A 17654-nucleotide genomic window follows, 5' to 3' on the forward strand; every position below is an offset into this window, starting at 1 on the left:
GGAACATGTTCTACATTCATTGCCCCTACTGTAACGAGCGGCGATCAGAGGAAGAGTTCCATGCCAAGGGCCAGGCCCACCTGAAGCGCCCGGAGAATCCCGAGGAAGCTTCGGATACGGAATGGGGGGATTACCTGTTTTTCCGTGACAATCCTCGCGGCCTGCACCAGGAGATGTGGGTTCACGCAGCTGGCTGTCGGAAGTTCTTCAATATTCTCCGGAACACGGTGAGCTACGAAATACTCGAAACCTATCCCATGGGTCAGCAGTCCAGCGTGCTGGCAGAAATGACCTCCGGGAATGAGCATAACAAGCCTGCCCAACGGGCAGCAGGAGCAGTGGCATGACACAGACGAATCGGCTGGACAAGGGCGGTCGCATCGATCGTCAGCGTCCCCTGACCTTCACCTTCAATGGCCAGCGTTATGAAGGTCATGCCGGCGACACACTGGCGTCCGCGCTGCTCGCCAATGGCGTCGACGTGGTCAACCGGAGCTTCAAGTATTCCCGGCCCCGGGGCATTGTTGCCGCCGGCGCGGAGGAGCCCAATGCCGTTATGCAGATGGGCGCTGCCGAGGCGACCCAGATTCCGAACGTGCGTGCGACACAGCAGGCGCTGTTTGACGGGCTGTGCGCCCGCAGCACCAACCCTCACAGCGAGCTTCTGAGCAAAATGGGCAACCTGTTCAGCCCGCTGATACCGCCCGGATTCTACTACAAGACGTTCATGCAGCCCGCCTCCATGTGGATGACTTATGAGAAGGTCATCCGCAAGGCTGCGGGCCTGGGACGCAGCCCACGGGAAAACGATCCTGATCATTATGAGCACATCAAGCGTCACTGCGACGTGCTGGTGATCGGCGCCGGACCTGCAGGTCTGGCGGCCGCGCTGGCAGCGGGCAGAAGCGGCGCAAGGGTCATCCTGTGCGATGAGCAGGAAGAGCTCGGCGGCTCACTGCTTGATTCCCGTGAACTGCTGGACGGCCGCGAGGCTTCCACATGGGTGGAGTCCGTGTTGGCCGAACTGGCGGAGATGGACGACGTTCTCCTGCTGCCCCGCACCACCGCCAACGGCTTGCACGATCACAATTTCGTTACACTTTACGAACGTCGCGCCGAGCATCTGGGCGACAAAATACCGGAAATCGATGGTCTCAAGCCGGCCCGGGCCTGCCTGCATCATGTTCGTGCCGGGCAGGTTGTATTGGCCACCGGAGCCCATGAACGACCGCTGGTATACGCCCACAACGACCTGCCCGGCAACATGCTGGCGGGCGCGGTGTCCACCTATATTCGTCGCTACGGCGTGGTACCGGGCAGGCAACTGGTCGTCTCCACCTGCCATGATGACGGCTATCGCGCGGCGCTGGACTGGGCAGAAGCCGGTCATCGGGTCGTGGCCATCGTGGACGCCCGGAAACACAAGGACGCAGCCAAGGGCCATTGGGTAAAGCTTGCGGCCGAGAAGGGTCTGCAGATCATCTACGGCAGCGCTGTGATCGAGGCAAAAGGAAAAAACCGTGTTACCGGGGCACGGGTCGCCGAGATCGACATCGGCAAATTTGAGACCCGTGGCAGCGTTACCGAACTGGCCTGCGACACCATCGCCACCTCCGGCGGCTACAACCCTGTTGTCCACCTGTCGTCACATACGGGTTCCCGGCCAACATGGCGTGAAGACATCATGGGTTTCGTGCCCGCCAAAATGACGGGGCTGGTCCCCACGGGTGGCGCCGCCGGAATCTATGCCCTGACGGACGTTCTCAAAAGCGGCGTCGAAGCCGGCAGCGAGGCTGCCGATGCCTGTGGCTGGCAATCGCCCTCAGTGGACCTGCCACAAGTGGACAGAATCGACGTGGCTGAGGCTGCGCCACTTTTCCAGGTTCCGCACCCAAAAACCACCTTGCGCGCACCCAAGCAGTTCGTTGACCTTCAGAACGACGTGACCGCAGCTGCAATCGAGCTAGCTACACGGGAAGGCTTTGAATCCATTGAGCATGTCAAGCGTTATACCGCCATGGGCTTTGGTACCGACCAGGGCAAACTCGGCAACATCAACGGCATGGCAGTCGTTGCCCGCTGCCTGAAACAGAGCATTGCCGAAACTGGCACCACCGTGTTCCGTCCCAACTACACGCCCGTTGCCTTTGGAGCCATCGCGGGGCCCCACCGCCGGGAGCTGTTTGATCCCGAACGTTACACCGCACTGCACGCCTGGCATGTGGAGCGGGGCGCGAAATTTGAGGATGTCGGCCAATGGAAGCGGCCCTGGTATTACCCCGAGCGTCCTGATGAGACCATGCATGACGCGGTCGCACGGGAATGTAGCGCTGTCCGTGAAAAAGTCGGCGTTCTTGATGCTTCAACCCTGGGAAAAATCGACATTCAGGGCAAGGATGTGAGGGAATTCCTCGGCCGGATTTACACCAATGGCTGGGAAAAACTGGCGGTTGGCAAGGCCCGTTACGGCCTGATGTGCAAGGACGATGGCATGGTGATGGATGACGGGGTCACAACCTGTCTGGCCGACAACCACTTCCTGATGACCACGACAACTGGCGGTGCAGCGCGGATCCTTGAGTGGCTGGAACTCTGGCACCAGACCGAGTGGCCCGAACTTGATGTGAGTTTCACCTCGGTCACCGATCACTGGGCCACGATAACGGTCACAGGTCCCGAGGCTCGTAACCTGCTCTCTGAGATCAGCGACATCGATCTTGATCGGGACACCTTCAAGTTCATGGAATGGCGTGAAGGTGAAGTGGCCGGTGTGCCCGCCCGGGTCTATCGCATTTCATTCACCGGTGAGCTCAGCTACGAGATCAACGTGCAGGCCCACTATGCCATGCATGTGTGGAAAAAACTCTTCGAGCATGGCGACAGGTACGGCCTGACGCCCTACGGCACGGAAACCATGCACGTTTTACGGGCCGAGAAGGGTTTCATCATCGTCGGCCAGGAAACCGACGGTTCAGTGACTCCGGAAGATCTCGGAATGCAATGGTGCGTGGGTTACAACAAGCCCTTCTCCTGGATTGGCAAGCGGGCGCTTTCGCGCCCCGACACCCGCCGTGAGGACCGCAAGCAGATGGTGGGGCTCAAGCCCGTCGACCGGCAGGTGGTATTGCAGGAAGGCGCCCAGATCGTTCTGGACCCGAAACAGTCAATTCCGATGGCCATGGTCGGACACGTCACCTCGAGCTACTACAGCCCGACCCTGGGCCATGGCTTCGCGCTTGCAGTGGTTAAGGGCGGTCAGAAGCGAATGGGTGAGCGGGTATACCTGCCTATGGCCGACGGCGCTACTCACGTTGCAGAGATTGTAAGCCCTGTTTTTTACGACCCTAAAGGGGACCGCCAGAATGTCTAACGTCAATGTCTTCCAGCAACAGGCGTCCGCCGGCACAGCATCAGAATCACCTCTGCATTTTTCCCTGCAGCGGTCTCCCCTGCCCTCCAGCAGCCAGGATGCGGGCGTGATCATGTCCGAGCGTCCTTTCCTCACCCACCTCGTACTGAGAGGCAGTCCGGAGGTTTTAAGTGCCGGTGTCAGGAAAATCATTGGCGTTGAGCTGCCAGGCGTTCCCTGTTCGCTCAATGTCGACGGACAAAAAAGTATTCAGTGGCTGGCGCCCGATGAATGGCTGGCGATTCTGCCCCCAGGCTCGGAATTCACGGTCGAGAAGGATCTTCGTGAGGAACTGGGCGATGCGTCATACGCCATTGTAAATGTCAGTGGGGGGCAGACGGTGCTGGAACTCTCAGGGCCGAATGCTCGCGAGGTGCTGATGAAATCCACCTCCTGCGATCTGCACCCCAGGGTTTTCCCCGAAGGCCGTGGAGTGTCGACGGTGTTTGCCAAAACTGGCGTGATCATTCGCCGCCCGGATTCGGAGCGCTGGGAACTGGTCATCAGGCGGAGCTTCGCCGATTACCTGTATCGCTGGCTCCTGAATGCAGGCGCAGAGTACGGAATCACGACGCGAGCGGAGTGACACTCTGTTCCATCCCGAAAACAGGAAAAGCGACCTTCAAATAAGGAATGCAGAAATGAGCGAGAATCGTGGCGTTGTTTACACCGGCCCTGGCACTGTTGAAGTCCAGGGCATAGCCTTCCCCAAAATGGAAACCCCTCGTGGTCGGAAAATCGGCCATGGTGTGATACTCAAGGTGATAACCACGAATATCTGCGGCTCGGATCAGCACATGGTCCGGGGCCGGACCTCGGCACAGGAAGGCCTGGTCCTGGGCCATGAGATCACGGGTGAAGTCATAGAAGCGGGCTCCGACGTTGAGAACTTCCAGGTGGGCGACCTGGCTTCCGTGCCTTTTAACGTGGCCTGCGGCCGCTGCCGGACGTGCAAGGAGCAGGACACTGGCGTCTGCCTGACAGTCAATCCTGCGCGAGCGGGCGGAGCCTACGGTTATGTGGACATGGGCGGATGGGTCGGCGGTCAGGCAGAATACGTCATGGTGCCCTACGCCGACTTCAACCTGTTGAAGCTGCCTTCCCGGGATCGCTCGATGGAGAAAATCCGCGACCTTACCTGTCTGTCCGACATTCTGCCTACTGGCTATCACGGAGCAGTAACCGCGGGAGTGGGCCCCGGCAGTTCAGTGTATATCGCAGGAGCAGGACCGGTAGGCCTGGCAGCAGCAGCCTCGGCACGCCTGCTCGGGGCAGCTGTTGTCATCGTTGGTGATGTCAATCCGACCCGCCTGACTCATGCCGCATCCAAGGGCTTTGAGACGGTGAATCTGTCAAAGGACGCAACTCTGGGGGAGCAGATCGAACAGATTCTGGGGGTGCCGGAGGTGGACTGTGCCGTTGATGCGGTAGGCTTCGAGGCCCGGGGCCACGGCCACTCAGGCGTTCAGGAAGAGGCCCCGGCAATCGTCCTGAATTCGCTTATGGAAATCACCCGGGCGGCGGGAAAACTCGGTATTCCTGGCCTTTATGTGACCGAAGACCCTGGTTCAAAGGACACCGCCGCCAAAAAAGGCAGCCTGAGCCTGCGCTTCGGACTGGGCTGGGCCAAATCCCACAGCTTCCACACCGGGCAAACGCCGGTCATGAAGTACAACCGTCAATTGATGGAAGCGATCATGTGGGACCGTATTAAAATCGCGGACGTGGTAGGAGTGGAAGTCATCACTCTCGACGAAGCACCTAAGGGCTACAGCGAATTTGATTCGGGTGTGCCGAAAAAATTCGTAATCGACCCTCATAATGCCCTCAAAATGGCCTGACTTTCGAAGATCTGAAACCCGCCATGGGCTGTTCGCCATGGCGGGTTTTGTTTTTAAATATCTATTACATATATTGCAAAAATCAGATGTTTTTTTTACATTAACGACTAGGCTCTTTTATGACCAGGCTCCGGGGAGGAATTGCAGAAACGTCTTCTGGTGCCTGCTAGTCAGATATAGCGGTAGACGTGGGCATTAGTGCAGCTAAAGCCTCGATGCAAGCACGCGCAGAGGTTCCTTATGACTAGCACCAACATTCCTGATAATACCCCCTTGTGCTCGGCAATTTCAAAGCAGGGTCAGGTCCAGACTCTGGGCTTTCTGCTGCTGGACAATTTCACCCTTATCTCCATGGCGGCAGCCATAGAACCTCTGCGAATGGCCAATCAGCTGGCCGGTCGCGAGCTTTACCAGTGGGTTACTCTCAGCCCCGACGGCGAGCCGGTGCGAGCCAGTGACGGCGTGCTGGTTACCCCGGACCATGCCACATCCGAGACGCTGGCGCTGGACACGGTAATCGTCTGCGGCGGCATCGGAGTAGATCGCAGCATCCGGCCGGAACATGTCTCCTGGCTCAAGCGCCAGGCCAAATCCTCGTGCCGCGTGGGCGCTGTCTGTACCGGCAGTTGGGCTTTGGCCAAAGCGGGTCTGCTTGATGGCTATGAAGCCAGCATCCACTGGGAATACATGATGATCATGAAGGAGACGTTTCCGCGGGTGTCGGCCACAGATCGGCTGTTCTGCATCGACCGGGACCGTCCGACTGCCTCCGGTGGTACTGCCCCGCTGGACATGATGTTGAACCTGATCGGACGCGATCATTCTCGCGCCCTCTCTACCGCCATTTCCGAAATGTTCATATACGATCTGGTCCGGAACGAGCAGGATCTCCAGAGAGTGCCACTGAAGCACATGTTTGGCAGCACCCAGCCAAAACTGCTGGAAATCGTCGCCCTGATGGAGGCCAACCTCGAAGAGCCGATCTGTCTGGATGAACTTGCAGGTTACGTATTTATGTCACGGCGCCAGCTCGAGCGGCTTTTCCAGAAGCATCTTCTGTGCTCGCCGTCGCGGTATTACATCAAACTGCGACTGGTTCGTGCCCGTCGACTGCTCAAGCAAAGTACGATGTCGATCGTTGAAGTTGCTTCGGCCTCCGGGTTTGTCTCCACATCGCATTTCTCCAAATGTTACCGCGAGTTCTTTGGCATACCACCAAGGTCCGAGCGCGCAAGTGAGTGTGTGCTGACCTCAGACTCGGTCACCGGAAGAGCTGTTCACTCACTGACCGATGCCAGGGGTGAGCCCACCTACGGCAGCATTAAAACCTGACGGATTCGGACATCCGGCGCCCCGTTTCCGGGGGCGTCTTTCCCCTCCTTTTTTGTCTTCCACTGCTGTGACGCTTTTGGAACCCACCCGGTCGCATCCAGTCATTTTCATGGCCGGAACGCGGCGTATGATCGGCCTGATGGGATCGATGCGGTTCGCGATCTCAGTGCCAATCAGACTTTATTTGTTCACCCGGGGTGATCCATGTCCATTAGTGTTTTCGACCTGTTCAAAATAGGCATCGGCCCCTCAAGTTCACACACCGTCGGTCCCATGCGGGCTGCGTGGGAATTCGCTCAGACACTGAGTAACCAGGGGGTCCTGGAAGAAGTGGAACGGCTGGAGATTCATCTCTTTGGATCCCTTTCGGCCACAGGGCGAGGTCACCGCACCGATACCGCGATCCTGATGGGGCTCATGGGAGAACAGCCGCAGACAATCGACCCGTTCATCATAGAGCCGGCGATGGAGACGATGGCTGAGGCAGGAACCCTGCTCCTGAATGGACAGGTCGCAGTCAACTTCGATGCGGTCCGTGACATCTACTGGCATCAGGAGAATCTCCCCCATCACCCGAACGCCATGCAGATAGTGGCGCACTCGGATGATGAAGAACTCTACCGGAACACCTATTACTCGGTTGGCGGCGGTTTTGTCATTGACGAGGCTCAATCGGCCCAGGGCGACTTTGACACCGACTCCACGCCGCTGCCTTACGAATTCAATACCGCAGCCCAGCTCCTCTCACTGTGCAAAACCCACGGCCTGAGTGTTTCTGCGCTGATGATGGAAAATGAAAAGGTGTGGCGGGATGAGGCGACGATTCGCCACGAGCTGCTGGAAATCTGGAAGGTCATGAAGGCGTGCGTGCTCAATGGCCTGGCGCGGGGCGGCATGTTGCCCGGAGAACTCCGTGTCAGACGGCGCGCCCAGGCCTGGCACGAACGCCTGCTGAGCCGGGAAGCCGGCACCAGTGTGATCGCGTCGACCGGTTCAGCAATGGACTGGCTCAACCTCTTTGCCCTGGCGGTCAATGAGGAAAACGCCGCCGGCGGACGAATGGTCACGGCGCCCACCAACGGTGCCGCCGGAATCGTTCCAGCGGTGCTGCATTACTACATGCAATTTCAACCAGAAGCCAGTGAGCATGACGTGGTCAATTTCATGCTCACTGCTGCTGCTGTGGGAATTCTTTGCAAGAAAAATGCATCCCTGTCGGGCGCCGAAGTGGGCTGTCAGGGAGAGGTTGGTTCTGCCTGTGCCATGGCCGCCGCGGGGCTGGCAGAAGTTCTGGGAGGCACCCCTGGCCAGGTTGAAAATGCCGCGGAGATTGGCCTGGAGCACAACCTTGGTCTGACCTGTGATCCGATCGGTGGCCTGGTTCAGGTGCCATGTATCGAACGCAACGCCATAGCGTCAGTCAAGGCGGTCAATGCTGCCCACATGGCGCTTGCCGGTGACGGCGAACACGTGGTTTCACTGGACAAGGTCATTCGCACCATGCGGGATACCGGCCGGGACATGCATGATAAGTACAAAGAAACCTCACGGGGCGGCCTCGCCGTCCATATTGTTGAATGTTAACGACTGCACCGGAGTTACACATGCAGCCAGATGATGCCCGCTACATACTGATCGCCAGAGGCCCAAGCGCCCAGGGCCAGGTCGCCGCGATTACCGCTTTTATCAATAACCAGGACGGCTACGTTGAGGAGTTCAATCAGTTTGACGATGTCGAGGAGGACACCTTCTTCGCCCGCGCCTGCTTCCGGATCAAGGCATTCAGTGACCCGGGCCACAATGCCCTCCTTGCGGCCTTCAGCGAGACTGCCACCCGCCTTTTTATGAACTGGGATCTGACCGTCGCGGCCCACAGGCCCCGGGTGCTGATTCTGGGCTCGAAGCTGGATCACTGTGTTCGGGACCTGCTTTACCGCTGGAGTACGGGAGAACTCCACATGGATGTCATGGGCGTCGTATCAAACCATGAGAATCTTGCTCCCATCGCTGATGCCCACGGTGTCCCTTATTTTCACCTGCCGGTTACAGACGCCAACCGCAGCCAGCAGGAAACGCAGCTCATGCAGCTCTTTCAGGAGACCCGGAGCGAACTGATGATTCTGGCCAGGTACATGCAGGTGCTTTCAGACAATATTTGCGGGCAACTGGTGGGAAAGGCAATCAATATCCATCATTCCTTTCTGCCCGGCTTCAAGGGCGCACGTCCCTATCACCAGGCACACAAAAGAGGCGTAAAGGTTATCGGAGCCACAGCCCATTACATTACGAGCGACCTTGACGAAGGCCCCATCATTGATCAGGTCGTTGAGCGAGTCGACCACGGCTTCACACCCGCCAAGCTGGAATCCCTCGGCCGCAACTGCGAGAGCGTTGCACTGCACAAGGCGGTGAAGCTGCACCTTGAGCGTCGGGTATTTCTGAACGGCTTGCGTACTGTCGTCTTTCCCTGAAGTCGCGCAGGTCAGGGCCCCGTCCGCTCCTGATCCTCCGGGAACAGGTCCGGCCAGGCGGCTCTGAGGTAAAGCACCATCGACCACAGGGTTAGCGCCGCGGCAACGTAGAGCAGCAACAGGCCGGCGTAGGAAAACAGCGCCTTGGGCGGCACCGCCAGCAGCATGATGATGGATACCATCTGAGCCGTGGTCTTGATCTTGCCAATCCAGGAAACAGCAACACTGGCCCTGCTGCCGATTTCCGCCATCCATTCCCGCAATGCCGAGATAACGATTTCCCGCCCGATGATCACCATGGCAGGAATGGTGAGGAACAGACTGTGATGCTCATCGATCAGAACGGTAAGCGCAACGGCCACCATCAGCTTGTCGGCAACCGGATCCAGAAACGCGCCAAAAGGGGTGCTCTGATCGAGTTTCCTTGCCAGGTAGCCATCAAGCCAGTCAGTCGCCGCCGCTAGCGCGAAAATGGCGGCGCTCGCCAGATAGCTCCACTCCACCGGGAGGTAAAAAACCACCACAAAAACCGGAATCATGAGGATCCGGGAAAGTGTCAGGATGTTCGGTACATTCATGGTGTATTACTCATTGTGCAGCGCCGCGTAAATGGATTCGGCGAGTGACTTGCTGATGCCCTTGACCTTGGCAATCTCGTCAATACCGGCCTTTCTGATTTCCTGGATACCCCCGAAATAGCGGATCAACTCTCTTCTGCGCCTGGCGCCCACCCCGTCTATACCCTCAAGGGTAGACTGCCGCCGCTTTTTGTCCCGTCCTTTCCGGTGGCCGGTAATGGCAAAGCGGTGAGATTCGTCCCGGATATGCTGAATCAGATGCAGCGCTGGCGAGTCAGCCGGCACCCGGTAAAGATCCCCGGTCAAGGCGTCAATTAGCTGCTCCATGCCTGCTCTGCGGGTGACACCCTTGGCTACCCCGATGAGCGGGATGTCGTCAATGCCCAGGGCGTCGAAGACTTCCCTTGCGACCCCCAGCTGGCCCTTGCCACCATCGATGAACACCAGGTCCGGCCGCTTCCCCTCACCCGACATCATCCGCTTGTAACGTCGCGTCAGAACCTGGCGCATGGCGCCATAGTCATCTCCGGCAATCTCGCCCTCAATGTTGTAAAGACGATAATCACTCTTCAGTGGGCCATTTTCATCGAAAACGACACAGGATGCGACCGTATGTTCACCCTGACTATGACTGATATCAAAACACTCCATGCGGCCAGGGGTTTCAGCCAGCCGTAACAGGTCCCTCAGAGCCAGCAGGCGGCGGTAGACGGTCTCCTTGCTGGCAAGGTGGGTCAGTAGCGTCTGCCTGGCATTGGTGGCTGCCAGCTCAAGCCAGCGGCGGCGTTCACCGCGGACGTTCTGGCGCACTCTGGTATCCCGGCCTGCGGCTTCCGTCAGGGCAGCCGAGAGCAGCTCCTGGCCTTCAACCTCAACCGGAACCAGAACTTCCCGCGGGAGCTCACGCTGGGTGTCGCCCCCAAAGTAAAACTGTCCGAGAAAGGCGTTCAACAGCTCCGGCTCGGTCTGTTCAAGGGAATAACGGGGAAAATAGTCCTTGGTACCCAACACCCGGCCACCCCGGACAATGATCACCACGATGCAGACCACTCCTGCCTCCTGGGCCAGTGCGATCACGTCGGCATCACCGCCCTCCCCATGAACGGACTGCTGTTCCTGCACATGCCGCAGATGGTTGATCTGATCGCGGCAGGCCGCTGCCTTTTCAAACTGGAGGTTCTGCGCGGCTGTTTCCATTTCCTTCATCAGGTCATTGATGACCGCCGGGTTCTTGCCCTCCAGAAACATGCTGGCATGGCGCACATCCCGCTGGTAATCCTCGGGAGAAATGTATTTGACGCAGGGAGCTGTGCAGCGATTGATCTGGTACTGAAGACAGGGACGCGTTCGATTTCTGAAATAGCTTTCATTACAGTTTCTTATGCGGAAAACCTTCTGCAGGACATTAAGACTGTCCTTGACCGCTCCAGAGCTCGGAAATGGCCCGAACCAGGTGCCTTTGGCCTTCTTTGTCCGGCCACGGCGAAAGGTCAGCGATGGATAGTCCTCATGGGGCGACAGATAGATGTAGGGGTAGGACTTGTCGTCACGCAGCAGGATGTTATACGGCGGTCGAAGGGACTTTATCAGATTCTGTTCAAGCAGCAGGGCTTCCGTCTCGCTGCCGGTGATGGTCACCTCGATGCTGTTTATCCGGGAAACCAGTGCTTCGGTTTTGGGCGCGAGGCCGGTCTGACGGAAATAGCTGGCCACGCGCTTTTTGAGATTGCGCGCCTTGCCAACATAGAGAACCTCCCCGGAAGCATCCATCATGCGATAGACTCCCGGGCGCTCGGTCAGCTGTTTCAGGAAGGTTCTGGAGTCAAAGTCCTGAGCAGGCTCCGTGTCAGACCTTGTCGGCATCGAGCAGTCCGAGCCTCACGGCCATCAGGGCGAGTTCGACGTCACTGGATATTTCCAGCTTCTCGAAAATCCGGTAACGGTAGCTGTTGACCGTCTTGGGACTGAGACACAGCTTGTCGGAGATATCCTGAACTTTCTGGCAATCAACCACCATCATGGCAATCTGCAGCTCACGTTCAGACAGGCGGTCGAACATGGTTTCGCTATCGTCTTCCCCATTGTCTCCAAGCTGTTTGAGCGCCATCTTCTGGGCAATTTCCGGGCTGATGTAGCGCTGGCCGGCGTGGGCCATGCGGATGGCACGAACCATCTCCCGGATATCAGCCCCCTTGGTGATGTAGGCGGAAGCCCCGGCCTGCATGACTCTGGTGGGATAGGGGTCATCCGCGCAGGCAGTCACCACGATCACGCGAATGGCGTCATCAATCCGCAGGATCCGCCGCGTAGCCTCCAGGCCACCGATACCTGGCATTCGGATATCCATCAACACGATATCCGGAGCCTGTTCCCGCACGGAATCAATCGCCTCTTCACCTGACGCGGCCTGACCGATGACCTCAATGTCCGGGTCGTCGGCCAGCATCCGGGTAATGCCGGCGCGAACCAGTTCATGGTCATCTACAACCAGTACCCTGATCAAGATTCACCTCGCGGGGGGATGGAAAGTGCCAATTTGAAACCGCACCATTGTACTGCTTTAGCCTCGCCAGGGACAGGTTTACCAGGTATCGATAAAGCCATCCGTGCACCTGTCCGCACCCTGCCTGGGCCTTCCTGTCGCCCCGGCAGGCACGGATTTCAGGCCCCGGCTCAGCCAGTGCCTGGTTTCCGCCGGGTCAATAACCGCATCTATCTCCAGGAAGCTGGCCATGTTCATGCCTTTGCCCTGCTCGTAGGCCCTGGCAACCATGGCATCAAAGGTCTTCTGTCGTTCAGCTTCATCCCTGATGGCGGCTAGTTCTTTGGCAAACCCCAGGCGTACCGCGCCCTCCAGACCCATGGCACCAAACTCGCTGGTGGGCCAGCCAATGGTGAACATCGGAGAATGCAAACTGCCTGCCGCCATGGCCTGGGCGCCGAGGCCATAGCCCTTGCGCAGCACAACAGTGAAAAACGGAACGTTCAGCCGGGCAGCGGTTACGAACATCCGGGAGACATGGCGCACCGTGCCCTGCTTTTCCGCCTCCGGCCCAACCATGAAGCCGGGGGTATCGCAAAGGGAAATAATCGGCAAACCCATGGCGTCACAGAGCCGCATGAAACGTGCCGCCTTGTCGCCTGCGCTGGCATCGATAGCACCACCAAGGTACATGGGGTTATTCGCCATCAGGCCAAACGCACGGCCCTCTACCCGGACAAAAGCTGTGATAAGGCCCGGGGCGAACTCAGACCGGAGCTCAAGTATCGACCCGGCATCCGCCAGGATGTCAATTACCTCCCTCATGTCGTAAACCCTGAGCCGATTTTCGGGAATCAGGTGTCGCAGATGACGCTGGTCAGCTTCTTCCCAGTGCTCCGTTCTGCCCTGAAGACAGGACAGATACTGCTTTGCCACCGCCACAGCTTCCACTTCATCTTCAACCACCACATCAACGACACCATTGGCGGCCTGCACCGAAACTGGACCCACCTCTTCCGCCCGGAACCTCCCCAGGCCACCGCCTTCGATCATGGCCGGCCCTGCCATGCCAATCGAGGCGTCGCGGGTGGCGATTATGACATCGCAACAACCCAGCAATGCGGCATTGCCGGCAAAACAGCGTCCGGAGACTATGCCAATCAAAGGCACTTTCCCGGACAGCGCCGCCATGGCGGTGAAGGTATGACAGTCAAGTCCGGCGACACCGACAAAATCCGTATCGCCCGGCCGGCCACCACCGCCCTCGGCGAAGAACACCAGCGGCAGGGACCACTGTTCCGCAAGCCGGAGCATCCGGTCTGTTTTCTTGTGATTCATCACACCCTGGGTGCCGGCAAATACCGTGTAGTCATAGGCCATGACCATGCACCTGGCTTTTTCAGCGCCAAACTGCTCACTGTTTACCGTTCCAATGCCTGCAATCAGGCCGTCTGCGGGGCTGATATCCATCAGTTCCTTTTCTGACTGCCGCCCGCGACGGGCCGCCAGGGCCAGGGCGCCATACTCCAGAAAGCTGCCCTCATCCACGAGGTCAGCGACGTTCTCCCGGGCGGTGCGGTGGCCGGTTTTACGGCGCTTTGCAACCGCCTCTGGCCGTCGGTGATCCTCGAGGCGGTCGTGGCGCTCCAGAACATCCGCCAGATCCTGGCGGATGTGGTCAAGATCAACCTCCAGCTCCGATTCGGCAATGCCGGCATTGCTCTCCTCCTCGGGCTTCAGAGCAAACAGAGCCTTACCCTCCTCCACAGTGTCACCGCCCCTGCAGTAGGCACCACAAACCAGGCCGGAGACCGGGGCCCTGAGCTCGAACTCCATTTTCATGGCCTCCAGCACCGCCATCACCGCCCCTGCTTCAACCCGCTCGCCCTCTCTAGCCAGAAGTCTTGCAACCCTGCCCTGAACCGGACTGACAGCCCCAATATATTCGTCAGGAAGAGACCAGTCGGGGGAATCCGGGGAAGCCGAAGCAAAGGCCTCTTCCCTGTTATCAAAGAAGCGCTCGGGATGCTTTCCAGCGGTCGCCTGGCACAGGTAATCCATGTTGGCAGCCACCGTCCCCGTGGACACCGAATAAGCCCTGACTTCAGGCAGAAGCAGAAGGTTTTTCAGAACTCCCAGATTGCTGGGCACACCTTCCAGACGAAATTCGCCCAGGGCCCGGTAAGCCTTGTCCACGAGGGCCGGCAGAGTGCTATGAAGAGTGCTGTGACTGGACACAATCAGCTTTGCCACCAGAGAATCGTATTCTGTTGTGACATTCAGGCCGGCATAGCCACAACCATCCACCCGTACCCCGGGGCCGGTGGCCGGCTCCCAGGTTGTGATGACGCCACTCGCCGGCAGTATGTCACCGGAGGCAGAAATGCTCTCCAGGTTGATGCGCAACTGAATGGCAGCGCGCGCAGGAGGCTCCTCGCGGGGCTGATCGAGACCCAGTTCCACAAGGGATTCGCCCATGGCCAGAGCTGTCTGCACTGAAACCAGGTCGACATCGCTGATGGCCTCGGTGACTGTATGCTCCACCTGGAGGCGGGGATTGGCTTCCATGAAGACAATCTGACCGGCGGCAGGCTCCAGCAGGAATTCAAAAGTGGCCAGGCCCTGCAGCCCTGCCGCACCGGCCATTTTCTGTGCGGCCCCGAGCAGCTCGCGGCGTTGTGCGGGGGTAATACCGGGCGCAGGCGCCAGCTCCACGAGCTTCTGCCGCCGGCGCTGGAGGCTGCAGTCCCGTTCCCAGAGATGGGAAATCGCACCCGTGGCGTCTCCCAGCACCTGAACCTCGATATGGCGGGCTTCCGGAATCAGCCTTTCCACATACATTTCACCGTTTCCAAAAGACCTGAGCGCCTCCGACGTACTCTGACGCCAGGCTTCATCCAGCTCCGCGAGATCCTGCACCGGGCGCATCCCCCGTCCGCCACCACCGGCGAGAGCCTTGACCATGATGCCGGCAGCATCTCCGTGGCGCGCTTTCACGGTTTTCAGAAACTCCCCCGCCTCGGCCAGAGAGGTTGACTGGGACGTACCCTCTGCCAGTGGCACCTTGCACTCCTGGGCCAGGGACCGCGCTCTGGCCTTGTCTCCAAGAATCGCCAGACATTCCGGTGAAGGGCCGATAAACAACAGACCTGCGTCCAGGCATTGCCTCGCGAAGTCAGCGCTTTCACTCAGAAAGCCGTAACCGGGATGAATCCCCTGACAGCCTTGTTCCTGCGCCAGGCGGATCATCGACGCGCCATCCAGGTAGGCGACCGCCCCCTGCCCTGGAAGCGCTACAGCCTCATCAACCCGGCGAATGTGAAGAGAGGTCGTCTCATCTCCGGCGTAAACCCCCACAGTCTTTATGCCGGTCTCAGTGAGCGAACGGGCAATTCGGATGGCTATTTCACCCCGATTGGCGATCAGAACGGCGGTAAGTCTGGTTTTCATGAATACTCCGGCTGCTGACTCTTTCTGGATTTCTGACGAAACATCTTAAGCCGGCATTACTATGACAAACACTGATATTGGCTGATGGCAGGTCATAAGAGGAATCAATGGGGGCTGTGATCGAGACCTGCGGCATTCTCTAGCGGATCAAACCATACAACCAGATCGCCGCGCTTCACTGCTGCCATCACCCGGTCTCGCTCGGAAAGTGGCAGCTCGGTCTCATTTGTGCCATGAAAGCGTGTGCAGTATTCGTCCACCAGGCCCTCAAGCTGGTCATCGCTCAAGAGCTCCGTGTCCACCACGAAGGGCTCCTCTCGCGGGTCTTGCTGACCCTGTTTCTCACTGTCATCGGTCATGGCTGAGCCCTTCTGGTTTCTGAAGGTGGGAGGGTATAACACCGATGCATCCAGGCAAAGCTTCCTGGCTGCCCCTGATAAGTCCAATATTGGACTGGATATCACAATAGGGATATATTGGGACTATAAAGTCAGACTCCGAGGAGAATCCCATGAGCTCCCACAATCAGCGAATGATTCAGCCATTACCGGAAATATCCGATGACCAGATTCGCACTTCCATACCGGTGGTTCTCAACATTCTGGACAAATGGCGCTGCACTGAGGACGAAAAGCGGGCATTGCTGGGGCACCTCCCCAGATCCAGTTTTTACCGGATGCAGAAAGCACCCGAGAGCGTGAAGGTGACGCTGGACCTGGCGGACCGCCTCTCCTATCTGCTTAATATCCACGCCGGTTTGCGGCTCATCCTTTCCGAGCCGGAATCCGTTTACGGCTGGGTCCGCCGTCCCAATGATCACATCTGGTTCCATGGACGCACTGCCATGGACATCATGAAATCCGGTCGCATGGAAGACCTGATCGACGTTTTCCGGCATATTGATGCCGCTCGTGGGGGCTGGTGGTGATGATCGGTACAAGGCCTTCAGTGGCAACCCTGGTCCATCAAAAAGCCTACCGCATGGTGCCCAGCAAATATCCGCCGATTTCATTATTCGACGATGTAGCCGACCAGGCCAGTTTCGATGCCCTCTATGCTGTGCAGGCAAGGGTCAACCCGAGAATCCGGAACGAGCTGGGCGAGGTCGGCCTGGTACCGGAGTCCGAGCGGCCTTTCGGTATTCGCGGGTGTCACTATGCCATGGCGCCATTCACCCATCTCAGCCCTGACGGCAGCCGGTTCAGTAACGGCGACTTTGGGGTTTTCTACTGTGCCAGGGAAAGAATCGGCGCTGTCGACGAGACCGTCTATCACATGCAGAAATGGCTTGGGTACACACAAATGGAGCCGCAGGACATCAGCATGCGCTGCCTGAAAGCTGATTTTTCCGCCACAGGCCTGGACATACGCGGCGGCGAATGGCGTGATCATGAGTATCATGCGCCCGATAACTACTCAGCTTCTCGCCAGTTGGGGCTGGAAGCAAAACGGGATGGGCGGGAAGCCATCTTTTACCAGTCTGTCCGTCATCGAGGCGTGGAATGCTACGCCCTGCTCACCCCCAGGGTCCTCCATTCCGTGATCCAGTCCACTCATTACGGCTATCTATGGAATGGTACATCCATCGACGATGTTTACGAGAAAAGAGTGGTCAAGCGCTGACCAGTCGAGCGCTGCCAGAGATCCGGGCCTTCCTCCAACGTCATCAGTACGTTAAGTTATGCCCAATAACGCACCAATACACAGGGAGGATTCCATGAGCAACGAACGCTGGCACCTGATGATCAATGGAAACGTCCAGGGTGTTTCCTATCGCGCAGCGGCGCAGTCCGAGGCCGAAAAACTCCACATCAACGGCTTTGCGAAGAATCTTTCCGACGGCCGTGTAGAGGTAGTCGCCGAGGGCAACCCCGACTCTCTTGAGCAGTTCGTCGACTGGTGCTGGGAAGGCTCCCCAGCCGCCGAGGTGGAAGACGTAAAGATCGACAAAAACCAGGCGACCGGCGAATTCGCGAAGTTTTCCACCTACTAGGCCGATTTCCGGCCAGTTCCTGACAAGAGGTGTTGCGAAATCCTCCGAAACCCATTAAAGTTTGCGCCCTCAGATCGGCACACTGATTTGAAAAGAGT

Annotated in this window: 14 protein-coding genes and 1 pseudogene; 10 read left to right on the forward strand and 5 right to left on the reverse strand. The window is 58.3% G+C overall.

The genetic code is table 11. The features are described 5' to 3' along the window. Positions 1 to 5: 5 nt before the first annotated feature. From LG327_RS14680 to purU, 7 genes and pseudogenes are all read left to right on the forward strand, one after another. Positions 6 to 347, forward strand: coding sequence for a sarcosine oxidase subunit delta (locus LG327_RS14680; protein WP_404362994.1), 342 nt, complete (start codon positions 6 to 8; stop codon positions 345 to 347). Then, a complete protein-coding gene (locus LG327_RS14685; protein ID WP_404362996.1) occupies positions 344 to 3370 on the forward strand; it encodes a sarcosine oxidase subunit alpha family protein in 3027 nt (1008 codons plus the stop codon). Before LG327_RS14680 ends, LG327_RS14685 begins: the two co-directional genes overlap by 4 nt. After that, complete coding sequence (locus LG327_RS14690; RefSeq protein WP_404362998.1) at positions 3363 to 3995, forward strand: sarcosine oxidase subunit gamma; 633 nt, start codon at positions 3363 to 3365, stop codon at positions 3993 to 3995. The genes LG327_RS14685 and LG327_RS14690 overlap by 8 nt, the downstream gene beginning before the upstream one ends. A gap of 55 nt (positions 3996 to 4050) precedes the next feature. Then, entirely contained in the window at positions 4051 to 5250 is a 1200-nt protein-coding gene (fdhA, locus tag LG327_RS14695) for a formaldehyde dehydrogenase, glutathione-independent (protein WP_404363000.1), read from the forward strand. A 273-nt stretch (positions 5251 to 5523) separates the two neighbouring features. Next, positions 5524 to 6480 (forward strand): annotated as a pseudogene (locus LG327_RS14700) (GlxA family transcriptional regulator); the annotation flags it as partial. 306 nt (positions 6481 to 6786) lie between these two features. Then, positions 6787 to 8166 carry an L-serine ammonia-lyase gene (locus LG327_RS14705; protein WP_404363002.1) on the forward strand — a complete coding sequence of 460 codons (1380 nt, stop codon included), beginning with the start codon at positions 6787 to 6789 and terminating at the stop codon, positions 8164 to 8166. A gap of 20 nt (positions 8167 to 8186) precedes the next feature. Next, complete coding sequence (gene purU, locus LG327_RS14710; RefSeq protein ID WP_404363004.1) at positions 8187 to 9053, forward strand: formyltetrahydrofolate deformylase; 867 nt, start codon at positions 8187 to 8189, stop codon at positions 9051 to 9053. A gap of 11 nt (positions 9054 to 9064) precedes the next feature. On the opposite strand, the gene pgsA is transcribed toward purU, so the two are convergent. From pgsA to LG327_RS14735, 5 genes are all read right to left on the reverse strand, one after another. Beyond that, positions 9065 to 9631: a CDP-diacylglycerol--glycerol-3-phosphate 3-phosphatidyltransferase gene (gene pgsA / locus LG327_RS14715; protein WP_404363006.1), complete on the reverse strand. Its 567-nt coding sequence runs from the start codon at positions 9629 to 9631 to the stop codon at positions 9065 to 9067. Positions 9632 to 9637: 6 nt separating this feature from the next. Next, the gene (gene uvrC, locus LG327_RS14720) at positions 9638 to 11494 is read right to left on the reverse strand and encodes an excinuclease ABC subunit UvrC (RefSeq protein ID WP_404363008.1); all 1857 of its coding nucleotides are present in this window, start codon (positions 11492 to 11494) and stop codon (positions 9638 to 9640) included. Then, complete coding sequence (gene uvrY / locus LG327_RS14725) at positions 11478 to 12134, reverse strand: UvrY/SirA/GacA family response regulator transcription factor (protein ID WP_404363009.1); 657 nt, start codon at positions 12132 to 12134, stop codon at positions 11478 to 11480. The genes uvrC and uvrY overlap by 17 nt, the downstream gene beginning before the upstream one ends. A 78-nt stretch (positions 12135 to 12212) precedes the next feature. Beyond that, a complete protein-coding gene (locus LG327_RS14730; protein ID WP_404363011.1) occupies positions 12213 to 15563 on the reverse strand; it encodes a carboxyl transferase domain-containing protein in 3351 nt (1116 codons plus the stop codon). Positions 15564 to 15667: 104 nt separating this feature from the next. After that, positions 15668 to 15922: a hypothetical protein gene (locus LG327_RS14735; protein ID WP_404363012.1), complete on the reverse strand. Its 255-nt coding sequence runs from the start codon at positions 15920 to 15922 to the stop codon at positions 15668 to 15670. A gap of 152 nt (positions 15923 to 16074) precedes the next feature. Between LG327_RS14735 and LG327_RS14740 the strand changes: the two genes are divergently transcribed. The 3 genes from LG327_RS14740 (at position 16075) to LG327_RS14750 (ending at position 17556) form a co-directional block, all read left to right on the forward strand. Beyond that, positions 16075 to 16491, forward strand: a complete 417-nt coding sequence (locus LG327_RS14740) for an antitoxin Xre-like helix-turn-helix domain-containing protein (protein WP_404363014.1) — start codon at positions 16075 to 16077, stop codon at positions 16489 to 16491. After that, positions 16491 to 17186, forward strand: coding sequence for an RES family NAD+ phosphorylase (locus LG327_RS14745; RefSeq protein WP_404363016.1), 696 nt, complete (start codon positions 16491 to 16493; stop codon positions 17184 to 17186). Before LG327_RS14740 ends, LG327_RS14745 begins: the two co-directional genes overlap by 1 nt. 94 nt (positions 17187 to 17280) lie before the next feature. Continuing rightward, positions 17281 to 17556 carry an acylphosphatase gene (locus LG327_RS14750; RefSeq protein ID WP_404363018.1) on the forward strand — a complete coding sequence of 92 codons (276 nt, stop codon included), beginning with the start codon at positions 17281 to 17283 and terminating at the stop codon, positions 17554 to 17556. Positions 17557 to 17654: the final 98 nt, after the last annotated feature.

Origin of the sequence: Marinobacter sp., assembly GCF_044799475.1 — a bacterium.
In the GTDB taxonomy this organism is placed as follows: domain Bacteria; phylum Pseudomonadota; class Gammaproteobacteria; order Pseudomonadales; family Oleiphilaceae; genus Marinobacter.

Coding starts and splice junctions, on each gene's coding strand:
- LG327_RS14690 (WP_404362998.1), top strand. CDS start 3,363: ATGTCTAACGTCAATGTCTTCCAGCAACAGGCGTCCGCCGGCACAGCA.
- LG327_RS14740 (WP_404363014.1), top strand. CDS start 16,075: ATGAGCTCCCACAATCAGCGAATGATTCAGCCATTACCGGAAATATCC.
- LG327_RS14735 (WP_404363012.1), bottom strand. CDS start 15,922: ATGACCGATGACAGTGAGAAACAGGGTCAGCAAGACCCGCGAGAGGAG.
- pgsA (WP_404363006.1), bottom strand. CDS start 9,631: ATGAATGTACCGAACATCCTGACACTTTCCCGGATCCTCATGATTCCG.
- fdhA (WP_404363000.1), top strand. CDS start 4,051: ATGAGCGAGAATCGTGGCGTTGTTTACACCGGCCCTGGCACTGTTGAA.
- LG327_RS14685 (WP_404362996.1), top strand. CDS start 344: ATGACACAGACGAATCGGCTGGACAAGGGCGGTCGCATCGATCGTCAG.
- uvrC (WP_404363008.1), bottom strand. CDS start 11,494: ATGCCGACAAGGTCTGACACGGAGCCTGCTCAGGACTTTGACTCCAGA.
- LG327_RS14750 (WP_404363018.1), top strand. CDS start 17,281: ATGAGCAACGAACGCTGGCACCTGATGATCAATGGAAACGTCCAGGGT.
- LG327_RS14705 (WP_404363002.1), top strand. CDS start 6,787: ATGTCCATTAGTGTTTTCGACCTGTTCAAAATAGGCATCGGCCCCTCA.
- LG327_RS14745 (WP_404363016.1), top strand. CDS start 16,491: ATGATCGGTACAAGGCCTTCAGTGGCAACCCTGGTCCATCAAAAAGCC.
- LG327_RS14680 (WP_404362994.1), top strand. CDS start 6: ATGTTCTACATTCATTGCCCCTACTGTAACGAGCGGCGATCAGAGGAA.
- LG327_RS14730 (WP_404363011.1), bottom strand. CDS start 15,563: ATGAAAACCAGACTTACCGCCGTTCTGATCGCCAATCGGGGTGAAATA.
- purU (WP_404363004.1), top strand. CDS start 8,187: ATGCAGCCAGATGATGCCCGCTACATACTGATCGCCAGAGGCCCAAGC.